The organism is Actinomadura nitritigenes (genome assembly GCF_017573545.1).
GTDB lineage: Bacteria > Actinomycetota > Actinomycetes > Streptosporangiales > Streptosporangiaceae > Spirillospora > Spirillospora nitritigenes.
Window position 1 is genome coordinate 1 of record NZ_JAGEOK010000058.1, and the last position, 19,183, is coordinate 19,183.

Genomic DNA, 19,183 nt, shown 5'->3' on the forward strand with positions numbered 1-19,183 from the left:
TGCGGACCTTGCCTGGTCACCTGGTTCCGGCGGTGTTCGTGGAGTTGGCGTCGCTGCCGCGCACGGCGAATGGGAAGGTCGACCGGAAGGCGTTGCCCGCTCCGGATCCGGCACGTGGTGAGGTGGCGGGTTCGGGGGTGGGGCGCACGCCTGTCGAGGAGGTTGTGGCGGGGGTGTGGGCCCAGGTTCTGGGTCTGGAGCGTGTCGGGGTCGATGACGACTTTTTCGAGCTGGGCGGGCATTCGCTGCTGGCCACGCAGGTGGTGTCCCGGATCCGGGGTGTGCTGGGCGTCGAGGTGCCGCTGTCGGAGCTGTTCGACCATCCGACGGTGGCGGGGCTTGCGGCCGTGGTGGCGGGGGCGTCGCCGGGCGGGTCCACACCACCGATCGTTGCGGTCCCGCGTGATCGGCCGTTGCCGTTGTCGTTCGCGCAGCAGCGCCTGTGGTTCCTCGACCAACTCGAACCCGGCTCAGTGGACTACAACACCCCCCTGGCCTTGCGGCTCACCGGAACACTGGACGTCGCGGCCCTCCGCACGGCGCTCACCGCGCTGGTCGAACGCCACGAGGTGCTGCGGACGCGCCTGGTCACCGACGACGACGGCGTGCCCCACCAGGTGATCGACCCACCGGACGCGGTGGATCTGCCTCTGGCCGACCTCACGGGCGAGGCGGACCCGGAGACGATCGCCTACGACCTGGTCACCGCGGACGCCGAGGTGCCGTTCGACTTGGCGGTGGGGCCGTTGCTGCGGGCTCGGCTGTTCGTGCTGGCTGCGGATGATCATGTGTTGGGTCTGTGTGTGCATCATGTGGTGTCGGATGAGTGGTCGGCGGGTGTGCTGCGGGATGAGCTGTCGGCTCTGTACGAGGCGTTCTGTCGTGGTGAGCGGTCTTCGTTGGCGCCGTTGCCGGTGCAGTACGCCGATTACGCGGTGTGGCAGCGGGAGTGGCTGCGCGGTGAGGTGCTGGAAGGCCAGCTCGGGTACTGGCGGGATCGGCTGGACGGGCTGCCCGTGCTGGAACTGCCCACCGACCGGCCCCGCCCGGCCGTCCGGTCGTCCCGGGGCGCGGTGGTCGACTTCGACCTGCCCGCCGAGGTCGCCGAGGGCCTGCTGAAGCTCACTCGCGACCGCGGCGCGACGATGTTCATGACGTTGCTGGCCGCGTTCACGGTGCTTCTCGGCCGGTACGCCGACCAGGACGACGTGGTGGTCGGGACGCCGATCGCGGGCCGCAACCGGGCCGAGACCGAGGGCCTGATCGGGTTCTTCGTCAACACGTTGGTGCTGCGGACCGACCTGTCGGGCGACCCCACCTTCGGTGAACTGCTGGACCGGGTGCGCCAAGGCGCACTGGGAGCCTACGCCCACCAGGACCTCCCGTTCGAGCAGCTCGTCGACGCCCTCCAACCCGACCGCGACCGGTCCCGCCACCCGCTCTTCCAGGTGATGTTCGGCGTCGACTGGCGGGACGCGCCCGCGCCGCGACCGGAGGGGCTCGAGATCGCCCCAGGGCAGGTGGACCGGTCGGTCGCCCAGTTCGATCTGACCGTGACGCTCGGTGGCGACGGCAACGTCCTCGGTGGCGAGATCGAGTACGCGACCGACCTGTTCGACGAGGCCACCGTGCGTGCGATGGCCCGTCACCTGGCCGCCGTCCTGCGGGCGGTGGCGGCGGCGCCCGACCGGCGGCTGTCGGAACTGCCGCTGCTCGCCGCCGACGAGCGACGCACGATCGTCCACGACTGGAACGCGACCGCCCTCCCGTCGCCGGGAGCGGGCGGCGTGCACGAGATGGTGGCCGAGCAGGCCCGGCTGCACCCCGCAGAGACCGCGGTGATCTGCGGAGAGCGGTCTCTCACCTACGCCGAGTTGGAGGAGCGCGCCGGCCGCCTCGCACGTCACCTGCACGACGTGGGCGTCGGTCCCGAGGTCGTCGTCGGACTCTGCCTGCCGCGAGGCGTCGACATGGTCGTCGCCCTGCTCGCCGTGCTCAAAGCGGGCGGCGCGTACCTGCCGCTGGACCCCGCCTACCCGGCGGAACGGCTCGGATTCATGCTGACCGACAGCCGGGCGTCGGTCCTGGTCGGGCACGCGGAGCTCATCGACGACCTGCCCGTGGGCCGCGCCCGCGCGGTGGCGCTGGACGACCCGGTCACGGTGGCGCTGATCGACGCCGCGCCCGCCCGGCCCTTCGCCGTGCCCGCCCATCCGGACCGGCTCGCCTACCTGATCTACACCTCGGGCTCGACCGGGCGCCCCAAGGGCGTCCAGGTCACCCACCGCGGGGCGATCAATCTCGCCGCCGCCCAGCGGGCGGCCTTCGGCGCGGGCCCCGGCGACGCGCTGCTGCAGTTCGCCCCCTTCAGCTTCGACGCCGCGGTCTGGGAAGTACTGATGGCCTGGACGGCCGGAGCGGCGCTGGTCGTGGCGACCTCAGTCGAACGTGCCGATCCCGCGCTGCTGACCGCGCTGATCCGGCGGCGCGGGGTGACGGCGGCGACCGTCCCGCCGTCGCTGCTCGGCGCGCTCGATCCCGGCGGTCTCGGCGGCCTGACGACGCTCGTCACCGCGGGCGAGGCGCTGAGCGCGGACGCCGCCGCCCGCTGGGCGCCCGGCCGCAGGCTCTTCAACGCCTATGGCCCGACCGAGACCACCGTCTGCGCGTCCATGGCGCGCTGCGAGCCCGGTGCCGGGGGGCCGCCGCCGATCGGCGCCCCCATCGGCGGCATGCGGGTGTACGTGCTGGACCGCGCGCTGCGGCCGGTACCGCCCGGCGTGCCGGGTGAGCTGTACGTGGGCGGGCCGGGCGTGGCGCGCGGCTACGCCCACCGCCCGGCCCTGACCGCCGAGCGGTTCGTGTGCGATCCGTTCACCGCGGACGGGTCGCGCCTTTACCGGACCGGCGACCGGGTGCGGTGGCGCCGGGACGGGCGGCTGGAGTTCCTGGGCCGGGTGGACGAGCAGGTCAAGGTGCGCGGCTTCCGCGTCGAGCCGGGCGAGATCGAGGCCGCGCTACGGTCGCATCCCGCCGTCGCGGCGGCCGTGGTGGTCGCCCGCGGCGCGGAGGAGGACCGGCACCTGGTGGCGTACGCGGTGCCCGCCGACCCGGGGCGGGGACTCGCGGACCCCGGCGAGCTGCGCGACCTCCTCGGCCGCTCCCTTCCCAAGCACCTGATCCCGTCGGTCATCGTCGAGGTGACCGGCCTGCCCCTCACCCCCAGCGGCAAGATCGACCGCGCCGCGCTGCCCGCCGCGGACTCCGCCGCCGCCCGGCCGGCCGTCGCCGGGGACCACGTCGCGGCCCGCACCCCGACGGAGGAGATCCTCGCCGGAATCTGGGCGGAACTGCTCGGCCTCGACCGTGTCGGAGTGACGCACGGCTTCTTCGAACTGGGCGGCCACTCCCTGCTGGCGACCAGGCTGGTCTCGCGGATCCGGAGCGTGTTCGGCGTCGAGGTGCCGCTGGCGTCGCTCTTCGAGCGCACCACCGTGGCCGATCTGGCCCGCATGGTGGACGGCGGCGACGAGGGCCCGGCGGCGGCGCCCCCGCTCGTGCCGATGGACCGGCGCGGACCGCTGCCGTTGTCGTTCGCCCAGCAGCGGCTGTGGTTCCTGCAGCGGCTCGACCCGGAGAGCACCGAGTACAACGTGCCGGTCGCGCTGAGGTTAGGGACCGGTCTGGACACCGGCGCCCTGACCGCGGCGCTGGACGCGCTCGTGGCCCGGCACGAGGTGCTGCGCACCAGGCTGGTCACGGGCGACGACGGCACGCCGCACCAGGTGATCGCCCCGGCGGACGGCGCGCACGTCGCCCGCACCGATCTCGGCGGGGAGCCCGACCCCTGGGAGGCCGCCAGGGCACTGCTCGCCGAGGACGCGCGGACGCCGTTCGACCTCGCCGCGAGCCCGCCGCTGCGCGCCCGGCTGATCCGGCTCGGCGACGGCGAGCACGTGCTGAGCCTCGTGCTGCATCACGTCGCGTGCGACGAATGGTCGGCAGAGGTCCTGCGGCGCGAGCTCTCCGTGCTGTACGGGGCGTTCCGGCACGACGAGCCGTCGCCGCTGCCGCCGTTGCCCGTGCAGTACGCCGACTTCGCCGCGTGGCAGCGCGAACGGCTGCGCGGTGAGGTGCTCGACGAGCAGCTCGCCTACTGGCGGGACCGGCTCGCGGGCGCCGCGCCCCTCGACCTGCCGACCGACCGGCCGCGTCCGGCCGTGCACCGGCCGGACGGCGCCGTCGTCGGGTTCCAGGTCCCGGCGGAGACGGCCGACGGGCTGCGCGCGCTGGCCCGCGACTCGGGCGCGACCATGTTCATGACGCTGCTCGGCGCGTTCGCGGCGCTGCTCGGAAGCCACGCGGGCCAGGACGACGTCCTGGTGGGCACGCCGGTCGCCAACCGCGACCGGGCCGAGACCGAGGGCCTGATCGGCCTCTTCCTCAACACGCTCGTCCTCCGGACCGACCTGACCGGCGACCCGACGTTCGGCGAGCTGCTCGGCCGCGTCAAGGCGGACGCCGTCGGCGCGTACGCCCACCAGGACCTGCCGTTCGAGCAGCTCGTGGACGCCCTCGCCGTGCCACGCGACCGGTCCCGTCATCCGCTGTTCCAGGTCGTGTTCGACTTCGCCGCGAGCGGCACCGCCCCGGAGGCGGGCGCGGAGGGGGGCGCGGACCTCGCGGGTACCGATCTCGAACTGCCGCCGGTGGCCGCCAAGTTCGACCTGCGCCTGGTCGTGGAGGAGCAGGCGGCCGGCCTGACCGGGGTACTGGAGTTCGGTACCGCCCTGTTCGACGAGCCGACCGTCCGGCGGATGGCCGACCGGTTCACCGCGCTGCTCGACGCCGCAGCCCGCGAACCCTCACGCCACCTGTCCGAACTGCTGGGGGTGGACGGCGCCGAGCGCCGTCGCCTCACCGTGGACCGGAACGCCACCGCGCACGAGCCGCCCTCGGCCGGGGGCGTGCACGAGCTGATCGCCCGCCACGCCGCGGCCCGCCCGGACGCCGTCGCCGTGGAGGCGGGCGGCACCGCCCTGACCTACGCCGACCTGGACGCGCGCGCCAACCGCCTCGCCCACCACCTGCGGGCGGCGGGCGCCGGGCCGGAGACCGTGATCGGGCTCGGCCTGCGGCCGAGCGCCGACCTGGTGGTCGCGCTCCTGGCCGTGTGGAAAGCGGGCGCCGCCTACCTTCCGCTGGACCCCGGGCTGCCCGTCGAACGGCTCCGGTACATGCTGGCCGACAGCCGCGTCCAGCTGGTGCTCGGCGACGCCGCGACGCTGGAGGACCTCCCCGCCGGGCGCGCCCTGCCGATCGCGGTCGGCGACCCGGCGATCGGCCGTCGGCCCGACACCCCTCCCGCGCTGACGACCCACCCCGGGCAGCTCGCTTACGTGATCTACACGTCCGGCTCGACCGGCCGGCCGAAGCCCGTCCAGGTGCCGCACGGCGGCCTGCTCAACTACCTGTGCTGGGCCGTGCAGGCGTACGGGCTCGGCGTGGGAACGCGAGTGCCGTGGCACTCCTCGCTGGCCTTCGACCTGTCGGTGACCAGCGTGCTCGGTCCGCTCGTCGCGGGCGGCAGCGTGGTGGTCGCGGCCGAGCACGGCGGGCCCGGAGGGCTGGCCGAGGTGCTGCGCGCGGACGGCGGGTTCGGCCTGGTGAAGCTGACTCCCGGGCACCTCGCGCTGCTCAACGAGCAACTGGACGCGGAACGGGCGGCCGGAGCCGCGGCGCGGCTGGTCGTCGGCGGCGAGGCGCTGCACGGCGGGGCCGTCGCGGCCTGGCTGGAGAGCGCACCCGGCACGGTGGTGGTGAACGAGTACGGCCCGACCGAGACGGTCGTCGGATGCTGCGCGGCCGAGATCCGCGCGGACGACGAGCTCGGCGCCGCGGTGCCGATCGGCCGCCCGGTCGCCAACACCCGTCTCTACGTCGTGGACCGGCACCTGAACCCGGTGCCGGACGGCGTGCCCGGCGAGTTGCTCATCGGCGGCGCCGGTGTCGCCCGCGGCTACGGGGGCCGCCCCGGCCTCACCGCGGAACGGTTCGTGCCCGACCCGTTCGCCGCCGACGGATCGCGGGTCTACCGCACCGGCGACCGGGCCCGATGGAACGCCGACGGACTGCTCGAGTACCTGGGCCGCACGGACGACCAGCTGAAGGTGCGCGGTTTCCGGATCGAGCCCGGCGAGATCGAGGCCGCGCTGACCGCGCTGCCCGAGGTGGCCGCCGCCGCGGTGACCGCCGCCGGGGAGGCCGCCGACCGGCGGCTCGTCGCCTACGCGGTGCCCGCCGACCCCGGCGCGGGCCTGCCCGGCACGGACGCGCTGCGGTCGGCGCTGGCGCGGTCGCTGCCCGACTACATGATCCCGGCCACCTACGCCGAGCTCTCCGAACTACCGCTGACCCCCGGCGGCAAGGTCGACCGTGCCGCGCTGCCGTCGCCCGCCGCCGCGCGGGAGCGGGCGGGGGAGCCCGCGGCGCCGCGCACTCCCGCCGAGGAGGCGCTGGCGGCGATCTGGGCCGAAGTGCTCGGGCTGGACCGGGTCGGGGTCGACGAGGGGTTCTTCGAGCTCGGCGGCCATTCCCTGCTGGCGATCCAAGTCGCCTCCCGCGTCAGGGCCGTGTTCGGAGCCGAGGTGCCGATCGGCCTGGTCTTCGACCATCCCACGGTCGCCGCGCTCGCCGCCGTGCTGGACGCCGCCCCGCTCCGGCCCGCGCCGCCACCGCTCGTGCCGGTGGGCCGCGACGAGCCGCTTCCGCTGTCGTTCGGGCAGCAACGCCTGTGGTTCCTCCACAGGCTTGACCCCGGCTCGGCCGAGTACAACGTTCCCCTGACCCTGCGGTTCACCGGCCCGCTGGACACCGGCGCGCTGCGGGCCGCGCTCGGCGCGCTGGTGGAACGGCACGAGCCGCTGCGGACCCGGCTGGTCGAGGACGCCGACGGCGTCGCCCGGCAGGTGATCGACCCGCCCGGGGGCTTCGCGCTCGACGTGCTGGACCTGGGCGCCGAGAGCGACCCGCTCGAACGCGCCCGCGAGCTCGCCGAGGCGGACGCGGGCACCCCGTTCGACCTCGCCGCCGCGACGCCGTTCCGCGGCAGGCTGATGCGCCTCGGCGAGGCCGACCACGTCCTCTGCCTCGTCCTGCATCATGTCGTCTCGGACGAGTGGTCCGCCGGGATCCTGATGCGCGAGCTGCGGCTGCTGTACGAGGCGTGCACGCGCGGCGAGCCGTCGCCGCTGCCCCCCTTGCCCGTGCAGTTCGCGGACTACGCGGTCTGGCAGCGCGAACGGCTTCGCGACGGCGTCCTGGAGGACCAGCTCGCGTACTGGCGCGGCCGGCTGTCCGGCGCGCCCGTCCTGGAGCTGCCCACCGACCGCCCGCATCCGGCCGTCGCCTCCACCGCGGGCGCGCTGGCCGAGTTCGAGGTTCCCGCGCCGGTGGCCGCCGGTCTGCGGGACGTCGCGAAGGCCGCGGGCGCCTCCATGTTCATGACGACGCTCGCCGCGTTCGCCGTGGTCCTCGGCCGGTTCGCGGGCCAGGACGACGTCGTCGTCGGCGCGCCCGCCGCCGGCCGCCCGGTCGCGGAGACCGAGGGCCTGGTCGGGTTCTTCGTCAACACCCTGGTCCTGCGTACCGATCTGTCGGACGACCCGGAGTTCCGCGAGCTGGTCGGCCGGGTCCGCCGGACGGCACTGGACGCCCAGGCCCATCAGGACGTGCCGTTCGAGCAGCTGGTCGAGGCCCTGCGGCCGCGCCGGGACCGTTCGCGCACGCCGCTGTTCCAGGTCTTCTTCGACTACGCGGTCGCCGCCGCCCAGGAGGGCGCCGGCGAGGTGGGCGCCGGTGAGGTGGGCGAGCTGCGGATCGGGGAGCTGGAGGTCGCGGCCGGGCAGGCCAAGTTCGAACTCGCCCTCGCCCTCGCGGAGGGGGAGCCGGACGGCGGGTTGCACGGGTCGATCGAGTACCGGACCGATCTCTTCGCCCCGGCGACGATCCGGCGGTTCGCCGATCATCTGACCGCGCTGCTCACGGCCGTCGCCGCCGATTCCGGCCGCCGGCTGTCCCGGTTGCCTTCGCTGCCCCCCGCCGAACGGCGGCTGGTCATGGAGACCTGGAACGGCACCGACCGGCCGCTGCCCGCGTCCGGTGTCCACGAGCTCGTGGCGGCGCGGGCCGCCGAACGGCCCGCGCACCCGGCGGTCGTGTTCGGCGACCGGTCGCTGAGCTACGGCGACCTCGACCAGCGGGCCGACCGGCTGGCGCACCATCTGCGGGCGCTCGGGGTCGGCCCGGACGTGGTGGTCGGCATCTGCCCGGAGCGCGGTCCCGACATGGCGGTGGCGCTGCTGGCGGTCTGGAAGGCGGGCGGCGCGTACCTTCCCCTCGACCCGGACCAGCCGCCGGAACGGCTCGCGTTCATGCTCACCGACAGCCGCGCAGCGCTCCTGGTCGGCCACCGGGCGAACCTGGAACGGCTGCGGTCGGCGACGCCGTCGGTGCCGTGCCGCGTCGTCGCACTCGACGGACCGGCCACGGCGGCCGCGATGGCGACGCGGCAGGCCGGGCCGCCCCCGGACCGCGCCCACCCGGACCGGCTCGCGTACGTGATCTATACGTCCGGATCGACCGGCCGCCCGAAGGGGGTCTGGCTCACCCACCGCGGGTTGGCCAACGTGATCGCCTGGCGGCAGCGCTGCTTCCGCCTGCGGCCCGGCGACCGCATGCTTCAGCGCACGCCGCTCGGCGCCGACGTCGCGAGCGGCGAGATCTTCTGGCCGCTGGCGGCGGGCGCCCAGGTCGTGGTGCCGGCCGGGAACCTGACGAACGTCGACCATCTGGCCGAGACCGTCCGGGCGGAGGGCATCAGCGTCCTGGAGGTCGTCCCGGCGCTGCTGCACCACCTGGTGCGGCACCCGGCGTTCATCTCGGCCACCGCGCTGCGCCTGGTGATCAGCGGCGGCGAGGCTCTGCCCGCCGACGACGTGGCGCTCCTGCACACCGCCCACCGGATGGTCGTCGTCGAGAACATCTACGGCCCGACCGAGGCGTCGATCGACGTCGCCTCGTTCTGGTGCCACCGCCCGGTCCGGGCGCAGGGCCACCTCCCGATCGGGCAGCCGGTCGACAACACGCGGCTGTACGTGCTCGACCGCGCGCTGAACCCGGTCCCCATCGGGGTCGTCGGCGACCTGCTCGTCGCGGGAGAGGGCCTCGCCCGCGGCTACGCGGGCCGCCCGGATCTCACCGCCGAGCGGTTCGTCGCCGACCCGTTCGCGGATCGCGGCTCGCGCATGTACCGCACGGGCGACCGGGCGCGGTGGCGGGCGGACGGCCAGCTGGAGTTCGTCGGACGCGACGACGACCAGGTCAAGGTGCGCGGGTTCCGGGTCGAGCCGGGCGAGGTCGAGGCGGCGCTGCGCGCCCACCCCGGCGTCGCGGCGGCGGCGGTCACGGCCTTCGGTGAGGGCGGCGACCGGCGCCTCGCCGCCTTCGTCGTCCCGGCGGGCCCGGACTCGCCGGGGCCGGACGAGCTGAGGGAGTTCCTAGTGCCGCGGCTCCCCGGCCACCTCGTCCCGGCCGTGTTCGCCGAGCTCGCCGAACTGCCGCTGGCCCCGAGCGGAAAGGTCGACCGGACGGCGCTGCCCGACCCGATGGACGTCGGGCGCGACACGGACGTCTCCCACCTCCCGCCCCGCACCCCGACCGAGGAGCTGCTGGCGGGGATCTGGGCCGAGGTGCTGGGCGTGCCGCGTGTCGGCGCGGCCGACGACTTCTTCAAACGGGGCGGGCACTCCCTGCTGGCGACCCGCGTCGCCTCCCGGTGCCGGACGGCGTTCGGCATCGAGCTGCCGCTGGCGGCGATCTTCGAGCATCCGACCCTGGCCGGGCTGGCCGAGACGGTCGACTCCGCGGTCCGCGCCGTCGCCGCGCCGCCGGTGCTGCCCAGGGAGCGCGCGGACGACCCGCCGCCGCTGTCGTTCGGGCAGCAGCGGCTGTGGTTCCTGGACCAGCTCGAACCGGGATCGCTGGAGTACAACATCCCGATCGCGCTCCGGCTGGCCGGCGCCCTCGACGTCCCCGCCCTGAGCGCCGCGCTGGACACCGTCGTCGAGCGGCACGAGGTGCTGCGGACCCGGCTGGTCGCCGATGCCGACGGCGTCCCGCGCCAGGTGGTGGACGCGCCGGCCGGGTTCGGCCTGGAGACGGTCGACCTGACCGCGGAGCGGGACCCGCTCCGCGCCGCCGAGGCGCTGGCCGCGGCGGACGCCGCCACCCCGTTCGACATGGCGGCGGGACCGCTGTTCCGCGGGCGCCTGCTCCGGCTCGGCCCCGGCGACCACGCCCTGGTGATGTGCCTGCACCATGTGGTGGCCGACGAGTGGTCGGCCGAGCTGCTGCAGGGCGAACTGGCCGTGCTGTACGAGGCGTATCGCCGTGGTGAGCCGTCCCCGCTGCCGCCGTTGCCGGTGCAGTACGCGGACTTCGCCGTCTGGCAGCGCGAATGGCTGCGCGGTGAGGTCCTGGAAGAGCAGCTCGGCTACTGGCGGGACCGGCTCGCGGACGCGGCCGTGCTCGAGCTCCCGACCGACCGGCCCCGTCCCGCCGTGCGCTCGACCGCCGGGGACGTGGTCAGGTTCGCCGTGCCCGAGCCGTTGGCCGAGCGGCTGCGCGCCCTGGCCCGGGACACCGGAGCGACGATGTTCATGGTGCTCCTGGCGGCGTACCAGACCGTGCTCGGCAGCTTCTCGGCCCAGGACGACATCGTGGTCGGCACCCCGATCGCCGGCCGCAACCGCGCCGAGACCGAGGGACTCATTGGCTTCTTCATCAACACGCTCGTGATGCGCGGCGACCTGTCGGGCGACCCCACGTTCGCCGAGCTCGTCGGGCGGGTGCGGCGCGCGGCGCTGGGCGCCTACGCGCACCAGGACGTGCCGTTCGAGCGACTGGTCGAAGCGCTGCGGCCGGAGCGCGACCGTTCGCGGCATCCGCTCTTCCAGGTGCTCTTCAACTACGAGGCGGCCGCCGCGGGCGCGAGCCCGGAACGGGACGGCGAGCTGGACACCGCCCCGCTCGGCCCGCCCGGCGCCACGTTCGCCAAGTTCGACCTCCGGCTGATCCTGGCCGAGGAGGACGGCCTGGTCGGGGCGGTGGAGTTCAGCACCGACCTGTTCGACCGGCCCACCGCCGAACGGCTCGTCCGCCAGCTCAAGGTGCTCCTCGGCGCCGTGGCCGAGGACCCGCACCGGCCGCTGTCGGAGCTTCCGGCGCTCGACGCGCGGGAACGGCGGCGCGTCGTCACCGAGTGGAACGACACCGCCCAGCCGGTGCCCGCGGGCGCCGTGCACGAGCTGGTGTCGGCCGTCGCGGCGCGTGAGCCGGCCGCGATCGCCGTGGTGAGCGGCGGCGAGACGGTCTCCTACGGCGAGCTGGAGACGCGGGCCAACAGGCTCGCCCACCATCTGCGGGGCATCGGCGTGGGCCGCGAGACGGTCGTCGGCCTCTGCCTGCCGCCCGGCGCCGGCCTGGTCGTCGCCGTGCTGGCGGTGTGGAAGGCCGGCGGCGCCCACCTGCAGCTCGACCGGGACCTCCCGGCCGAGCGGCTCGCCCATGCCCTGTCCGACAGCCGCGCCGCGGTCGTCGTCGGCACCGTCGACGGCCTCGGCGACCTGCCCGTGGGACGGGCGCGCACGGTGGAGCTGGACGACCCGGCGACCGCCGCCCTCATCGGGCTCGCGCCGACCGGGCCGCCCGGCGTCGCCGTGGACCCGCACGGTCTCGCCTACGTCATGTACACCTCGGGCTCCACCGGACGGCCGAAGGGCGTGCAGGTCACCCACAGGGGCCTCGCCGCGTACGCCCACGGCGTGGCCTCGCGGACGGGCCTGGAAGGCCCCGGACGCGCCTACGCGCTGCTGCAGTCGGCCGTGACGGACTTCGGGAACACGACGGTGTTCTGCTGCCTGACGCTGGGCGGCACTCTGCACGTCCTGGACGCCGGGCAGGCGGTCGAGCCCGCCGCCGTCCGCGCCTACCTGCGCGAGCACTCGATCGACTACCTCAAGATCGTGCCCTCGCACCTGGCGGCGCTCGCCAACGGCTCCGAGGACGGTCTCGCGGGCGTCCTCCCGGGAACGCTGCTGATGCTCGGCGGTGAGGCGGCGCCCGAGGAGTGGCTGCGCGAGCTGGTCGAGGCGGCCGGCGACCGGACGGTGATCAACCACTACGGGCCGACCGAGACCACCGTCGGCGTCGCGGCCACCAGGCTGGGCGGGACGGTGGCGGGCGTGCCGATCGGGCGCCCCCTGCCCAACGCGCGCCTGTACGTGTTGGACCGGCACCTGGCCCCCGCGCCGGTCGGCACCCCGGGCGAGCTCTACATCGGCGGCGCCGGAGTGGCCCGCGGATACGGCGGCCGGCCGGACCTGACGGCGGCGGCGTTCGTGCCCGACCCGTTCGCGGCGGACGGCTCGCGGCTGTACCGCAGCGGCGACCGCGCGCGGTGGCGGCCGGACGGGCGGCTGGACTTCCTGGGCCGCATGGACCAGCAGCTCAAGGTGCGGGGCTTCCGGATCGAGCCCGGCGAGGTCGAGGCGGCGTTGCGCGCGCATCCGCGGATCGCGCTCGCGGTCGTCGCCGCGCACGGCGAGGCGGACGGCAGGCGGCTGGTGGCCTACGTGGTGCCCGCGGACGCGGAGGCCGGCGTGCCCGCTCCCGAGGAGCTGCGCGCCGCGCTGCGCAGGACCCTGCCCGAGCACCTGGTCCCCGCCGTGTTCGTCGAGCTGGCCGCGCTGCCGATGCTGCCGAACGGCAAGATCGACCGTGGGTCGCTGCCCGAGCCCGACGGCGTCCGCCCGGACCTGGCCGGGGAGTTCGGCGCCCCGGCCACTCCGGCGGAGGAGCTCCTGGCCGCGCTCTGGTCCGACGTGCTGGGCCTGGACCGCGTCGGTACCGGGGACGACTTCTTCGAGCTGGGCGGGCACTCGCTGCTGGCCACCCAGGTGGTGTCCCGGATCCGGGCCGCGGCGGGCGTCGAGGTGCCGCTGTCCCTGCTGTTCGACCACCCGACCGTCCGCGGGCTCGCCGCCGCCCTCGCCTCGTCCGCGCCCCGGCTCGCCGTGCCGCCCGTCGAACCGGTCGGGCGGGAGGCACCGCTGCCGCCGTCGTTCGGGCAGCAGCGGCTGTGGTTCCTCGACCGGCTCGACCCCGGCTCGCCGGAGTACAACATCCCGGTCGCGCTGCGGTTGGCCGGACCCCTGGACGTCGATGCCCTGCGCGCCGCGTTCGGCGCCCTCGTGGAGCGGCACGAGGTGCTGCGGACCCGGCTGGTCGAGGAGGACGGCGTCCCCTGGCAGATCGTGGACCCGCCCTCGGAGACCGGCGCCGGTCTCGAGCTGGTCGATCTCGCGGCCAGGGGCGGTGATCCGGAGACCCTGGCCGGGGAGCTGCTGGCCGCCGACGCCGACGCGCCGTTCGACCTGGCGGCCGGGCCGCTGGTGCGCGGGCGCGTGCTGCGGCTCCGGCCCGACGATCACGTCCTGAGCCTGTGCCTGCACCACGTGGTCTCGGACGAGTGGTCGGCGGGCGTGCTGCGCCGCGAGCTGTGGGAGCTGTACGGCGCGTTCCGGCGCGGCGAACCGTCGCCGTTGCCGCCCCTGCCGGTGCAGTACGCCGACTTCGCGGTCTGGCAGCGCGACCGGCTTCGCGGCGAGGTGCTGGACGGGCAGCTCGCCTACTGGCGGGAACGCCTGGCGGGGGTGCCGGTGCTGGACCTGCCGACCGATCGGCCCCGCCCGGTGGTCCGCACCGGGGCGGGCGCGGTCGTCGGCTTCGAGATCCCCGAGGCGACGGCCGAGGGCCTGCGGGAGGTGGCCCGGCGGACGGGCTCGACGATGTTCATGACCCTGCTCGCCGCGTTCGGCGCTCTGCTCGGCCGGTACGCGGGCCAGGACGACCTGGCCGTCGGCACGCCGATCGCCGGGCGGAGCAGGGCGGAGACGGAAGGCCTCGCCGGGTTCTTCGTCAACACGCTCGTGCTGCGCGCCGACCTGCGCGGCGACCCGACCTTCACCGAGCTGGTCGGCCGGACCCGCACCGCCGCGCTCGGCGCGTACGCCCACCAGGACCTGCCGTTCGAGCAGCTCGTCGACGCACTGCAGCCGGAGCGGCACCGGTCCCGGCACCCGCTCTTCCAGGTGATGTTCGACTATGGCCAGGGGGGCCGTGATGACGGGGGCGCCGGGCCGGACCTGGGCGGGCTGGACGTCTGGGATCTCGATCTGCCCCACACCACCGCCAAGTTCGACCTCGAGATGGCACTGGGCGAGGACGGCGAAGGGCGACTGGGCGGGTCCGTCGAGTACAGCACCGAGCTGTTCGACGAGGCGACGGTCCGCCGGCTGATCGACCACTTCCTGCTGCTGCTGGCGGCCGTGGCGGACGACCCTGGCACCCACCCCGCGGCCGTCGCGCTGACGGGTGCGGTACCGGTCGAGGGTGCCCGCGAGCTGGTCCTGGACGCGCGCCTGAACCCCGTCCCGGCGGGCGTGACGGGCGAACTGTTCGTCCGCGGCGCGGACGCCGCCCAGTGGGAGCACGACCGTCCGGAGGCGGTGGCCGGACTGCTGGTCGCCGACCCGTTCGCGGCCGACGGGTCGCGTCTGTACCGCACCGGCGAACGGGCCCGGTGGTGCCGGGACGGGCATCTGGAGACCCTCGGCCGGGTCCCGGTGCCGGGTGCCCCGGCGCCGGACGGCGGAGACGGGCCGGACGGGGCGGGCCGGATGCTCGTCGCGTACGTCGTGCCGGCCGACGGGGTCGCGGGCCCGCCGCCCGCCGCCGAACTCCGTGCGTTCCTCCAGACCGTCCTGCCCCGGCAGCTGATCCCGGCGGACTTCGTGGAGCTGGACAGGCTGCCGCTCACCCCCAACGGGAAGATCGACCGGGCGGCGCTGCCCGCGCCGTCGCCGCGCGCGGTGTTCACCGAGCCGCGGACGCCGACGGAGGAGATCATCGCCGGCATCTGGGCCGAGGTCCTCGGCCTGGAGCGGGTGGGCGCGACGACGGACTTCTTCTCGCTCGGCGGGCATTCCCTCCTCGCCATCCGGATCACGGCCCGGGTGCTCGCCGCGTTCGACGTCGAGATACCGCTGGCCGCGCTGTTCGACCATCCGTCGGTGGCCGGGCTGGCCGGCGTCGTGGACGCGGCCCGGCGCGGGGCGGGCGCGGGGGCCGGGACCGTGCCGCCGCTCGCGCCGGTGGAACGGGAAGGGCCGCTGCCGCTGTCGTTCGGGCAGCAGCGGTTGTGGTTCCTGGACCGGCTCGAACCCGGAACCTCCGAATACACCGTCCCGATCGTCGTGCGCCTGCGGGGCGACCTCGCCGTGGCGGCCCTGCGCGGCGCGCTCGGGGTCGTGACGGGGCGGCATGAGGCGCTGCGCACCCGGCTCGTCGCCGCCGGCGATGGCACGCCCCACCAGGTGATCGACCCGCCGGGCGAGGTCGACCTGCCGGTCGTCGACGCCGAGCCGGAACGGGTCGGCGACCTGGTGGCCGACGACGTGCTGTCCCGGATCGACCTCGCCGCCGGGCCCCTGTTCCGGGCGCGGCTGCTGCGCCTCGGCGCGGACGACCACGTGCTGAGCATGGTCGTGCACCATGCGGTGTTCGACGAATGGTCGGCCGGAGTGCTGCAACGCGAACTCTGGACGGCCTACGAGGCGATCAGGCTCGGCCGGACCGCGGACCTGCCGCCGTTGCCCGTGCAGTACGCCGACTACGCGGTCTGGCAGCGCGAGCGGCTCCAGGGAGAGGTGCTGGACGGGCAGCTCGCGTACTGGCGCGACCGGCTCGCCGGGGCGCCGGTGCTGGACCTGCCGACCGACCGGCCGCGGCCCGTGGTCCGCTCGGCCGCGGGCGGGGTCGTGGAGTTCGAGGTGGAGAACGGCGTCGCGGCCGCGCTGCGCGCGCTGGCCCGGGACTCGGGCGCGACCATGTTCATGACCCTGCTGTCGGCGTACGCCGTCCTGCTCGCGCGGTACGCGGGCCAGGACGACGTCGTGATCGGCACGCCCGTCGCCAACCGGGGCCGGGCCGAGACCGAGGACCTGATCGGCTTCTTCCTCAACACGCTGGCGCTGCGCGCCGACCTGTCGGGCGACCCGACGTTCGCCGAGGTGGTGGGGCGGGTGCGCCGGACGGCGCTGGAGGCCTACGCGCATCAGGACCTGCCGTTCGAGCAGCTCGTCGAGGCCCTGCGGCCGGAGCGGGACCGTTCGCGGCATCCGCTCTTCCAGGTGCTGTTCGACTACGACGCCGAGCGGCCGGACGCGGTGGGCGGCGATGCGCTGCCCGCCGGGCTCCGCACCGCCCCGATGGAGCCGCCGGTGGTGCGAGCCAAGTTCGACCTCCGGCTGATCGTGGCCGACGACGGCGACCGGCTCGACGGAGCACTGGAGTTCAGCGCCGACCTCTTCGACGAGGGCACCGCCGCGCGGATGGCCCGCCACCTGACCGGCCTGCTGGCCGCCGTCGCCGCGGACCCGGACCGGCGCCTGTCGGAGCTGTCCCCGCTCGGCGCCGCCGAACGGCACCGGCTGCTGACGGAGTTCAACGACACCGCGCGCCCCGTGCCCGCCGTGGGCGGCGCGCACGAGCTGATCACCGGCAGGCCGGACGCCGCCTGCGTCGTGCAGGGCGGGACGTCCTTCACCTTCGAGGAGACGGAGGCGCGGGCCGCCCGGCTCGCGCATCATCTGCGGCGGCTGGGCGTCGGCCCCGAGACCGTGGTGGGCGTCTGCCTGCCGCGCGGCCTGGACCTCGTGGTGGCGCTGCTGGCGGTGTGGAAGGCGGGCGGCGCGTACCTGCCGCTCGACCCCGGCCACCCGGCCCGTCGACTCGGCTACCTGCTCGCCGACAGCCGGGCCCGGGCCGTGATAGGGGTCTCGGCCACGCTGGACGACCTGCCCGTCGGCCGGGTCGGCGTGGTGAACCTGGACGACCCCGTCACACGGGCCTTCCTCGCCGCCGCGCCGCCGGAGGCCCCGGCCGTGGAGACCTCGCCCGACCAGCTCGCCTACGTCATCTACACGTCCGGTTCCACGGGCCGCCCGAAGGGCGTCCACGTGACGCATCGCGGGCTGGCCAACTATCTCGCCTGGGCGCGCGACGCCTACGGAGTCGAGCCCGGCGGGCGGGGCGCGCCGGTGCACTCGTCGGCCGCGTTCGACCTCACCGTCACGAGCCTGTTCGTGCCGCTCGCCGCCGGAGCGCCGGTGACGATGACCGACGACCTCGCCGCCCTGCTGCGCGCGGACGGCGGCGGCTTCGCGCTGATGAAGCTGACCCCCGGCCATCTGGGTCTGCTGGACGACCTCCTCGACGACGCGGCCGTGGCCGGCGCCGCGCGCCGGCTGGTCGTCGGCGGCGAGGCCCTCCCGGCGGCCACCGTGACCGGCTGGCTGGAACGCGCGCAGGACGCGGTGGTGGTGAACGAGTACGGGCCCACCGAGACCGTCGTCGGGTGCTGCGCGGAGGAGATCCGGGCCGGCGACGACCTGGGGCGGGGCGTGCCGATCGGGAGGCCCATCGCCAACACCCGGCTGTACGTGGTCGACCGGTTCATGCACCCCGTGCCGGCCGGGGTCGCCGGAGAGCTCCTCATCGCCGGTGCCGGCGTCGCCCGCGGGTACGGCGGCCGCGCCGACCTCACCGCCGAACGGTTCGTCGCCGACCCGTTCGCCGGTGACGGCACGCGGCTCTACCGGACCGGAGACCGCGCCCGGTGGCGCGCGGACGGCCGGCTGGAGTTCCTCGGACGGCTCGACGAGCAGGTGAAGGTGCGCGGATTCCGCGTCGAGCCGGGCGAGGTCGAGGCGGCGCTCCGCGCCCAGCCCGCCGTCGAGGCGGCGGCCGTCGTGGTCCGGGACGACCGCCTCGTCGGCTACGTCGTCGGGACGGCCGACCGGGACGCGCTAGCCTCCGTGCTGCCGGACCACCTCGTTCCATCGCTGCTGGTCGAGGTGGACGCGCTGCCGCTGACCGCCAACGGCAAGGTCGACCGTGCGGCCCTTCCCTCGCCCGAGGGCGTGCGGAACCCGGCGGCGGGCGATGCCGTCGGGCCGCGCACCCCCGAGGAGGAGCTGGTCGCCGGGCTGTGGGCGGAGATCCTGGGGCTGGACCGGGTCGGGATCCACCACGGCTTCTTCGACCTGGGCGGTCATTCGCTGCTCGTCGCCCAGGTGGTGGCCAGGCTCCAGGCTCTCGGCGTCGAGGTGAGCGTCGACGAGTTCTTCGACCAGCCCACGGTCGCCGGGATCGCCGCGAGGCTGCGCCGCCGCGACCATGCCGGGTCCTCGTGCGTCGTGGAGCTCGGGGACGGGCCGTCACCCGCGCTGTTCGTCGTCCACACGGGCCTGGGCGGTGTCACCGAGTTCACCGAACTCGCCCGCTCCCTCGACCGCCGCGTCCTCGGCCTCCAGGCGCGGGGTCTGGTGGACGACCGGGCGCCGCTGGAGACCGTCGAGGAGATGGCCGTCGCCTACCTCGCCGACGTGCGCGCCGCGCAGCCGGCGGGGCCCTACCTCTTCGCGGGCTGGTCGATGGGCTGCTACGTCGCGATGGAGATGGCACGGAAGGCCAAGGAGGCGGGCCTGGAGGTCGCCGGGGTCTTCATGGCGGGACCGCCCAACAACGACCCCGGCCGTCCGCGCCGTCGCCCGATCGATCGTCCCGCCCGGAGACTGCTCGACCGCATCGACCGGGCTCTGCGCGACGGGACCCCGCTCGAACCGGCCTTCCAGGAGCGGCTGCTCGACGTGTGGGACATCGACGAACGCGGGCTCGAGGGGCTTCGGGCCGGCGACCCGCAGGTGCTGCGCACCGGCCGGATCGGCGTCATCAACCATCACGCGGCCCGCCATTACTCCGACACCGTCATGCGCGGCGGAGAGCCGTATGCCGGCAGGGTCGTCCTGTACCTGCCCGAGGGCGATCCGAAGCCGTTGAACGACGAGGTGCTCGCGCAGTGGCGGCCCGCCCTGGCCACGGAGCCCGAGATCGTCTGGGTGCCCGGCGAGCACAGGACCGTGATCCGCGGGCTCGGGGCCGACGCCATAGCGGCCCACCTGAACGGTGAGGCACAGGCGGGCGGTCGGGCGTAGGAAGGAGG

General features: G+C 75.2%; 1 protein-coding gene. It reads left to right on the forward strand.

Annotation, left to right across the window (positions count from 1 at the left end; genetic code table 11):
* Positions 1 to 8 precede the first annotated feature (8 nt).
* Entirely contained in the window at positions 9 to 19,175 is a 19,167-nt protein-coding gene (locus tag J4557_RS46620; RefSeq protein ID WP_279576437.1) for a non-ribosomal peptide synthase/polyketide synthase, read from the forward strand.
* Positions 19,176 to 19,183: the final 8 nt, after the last annotated feature.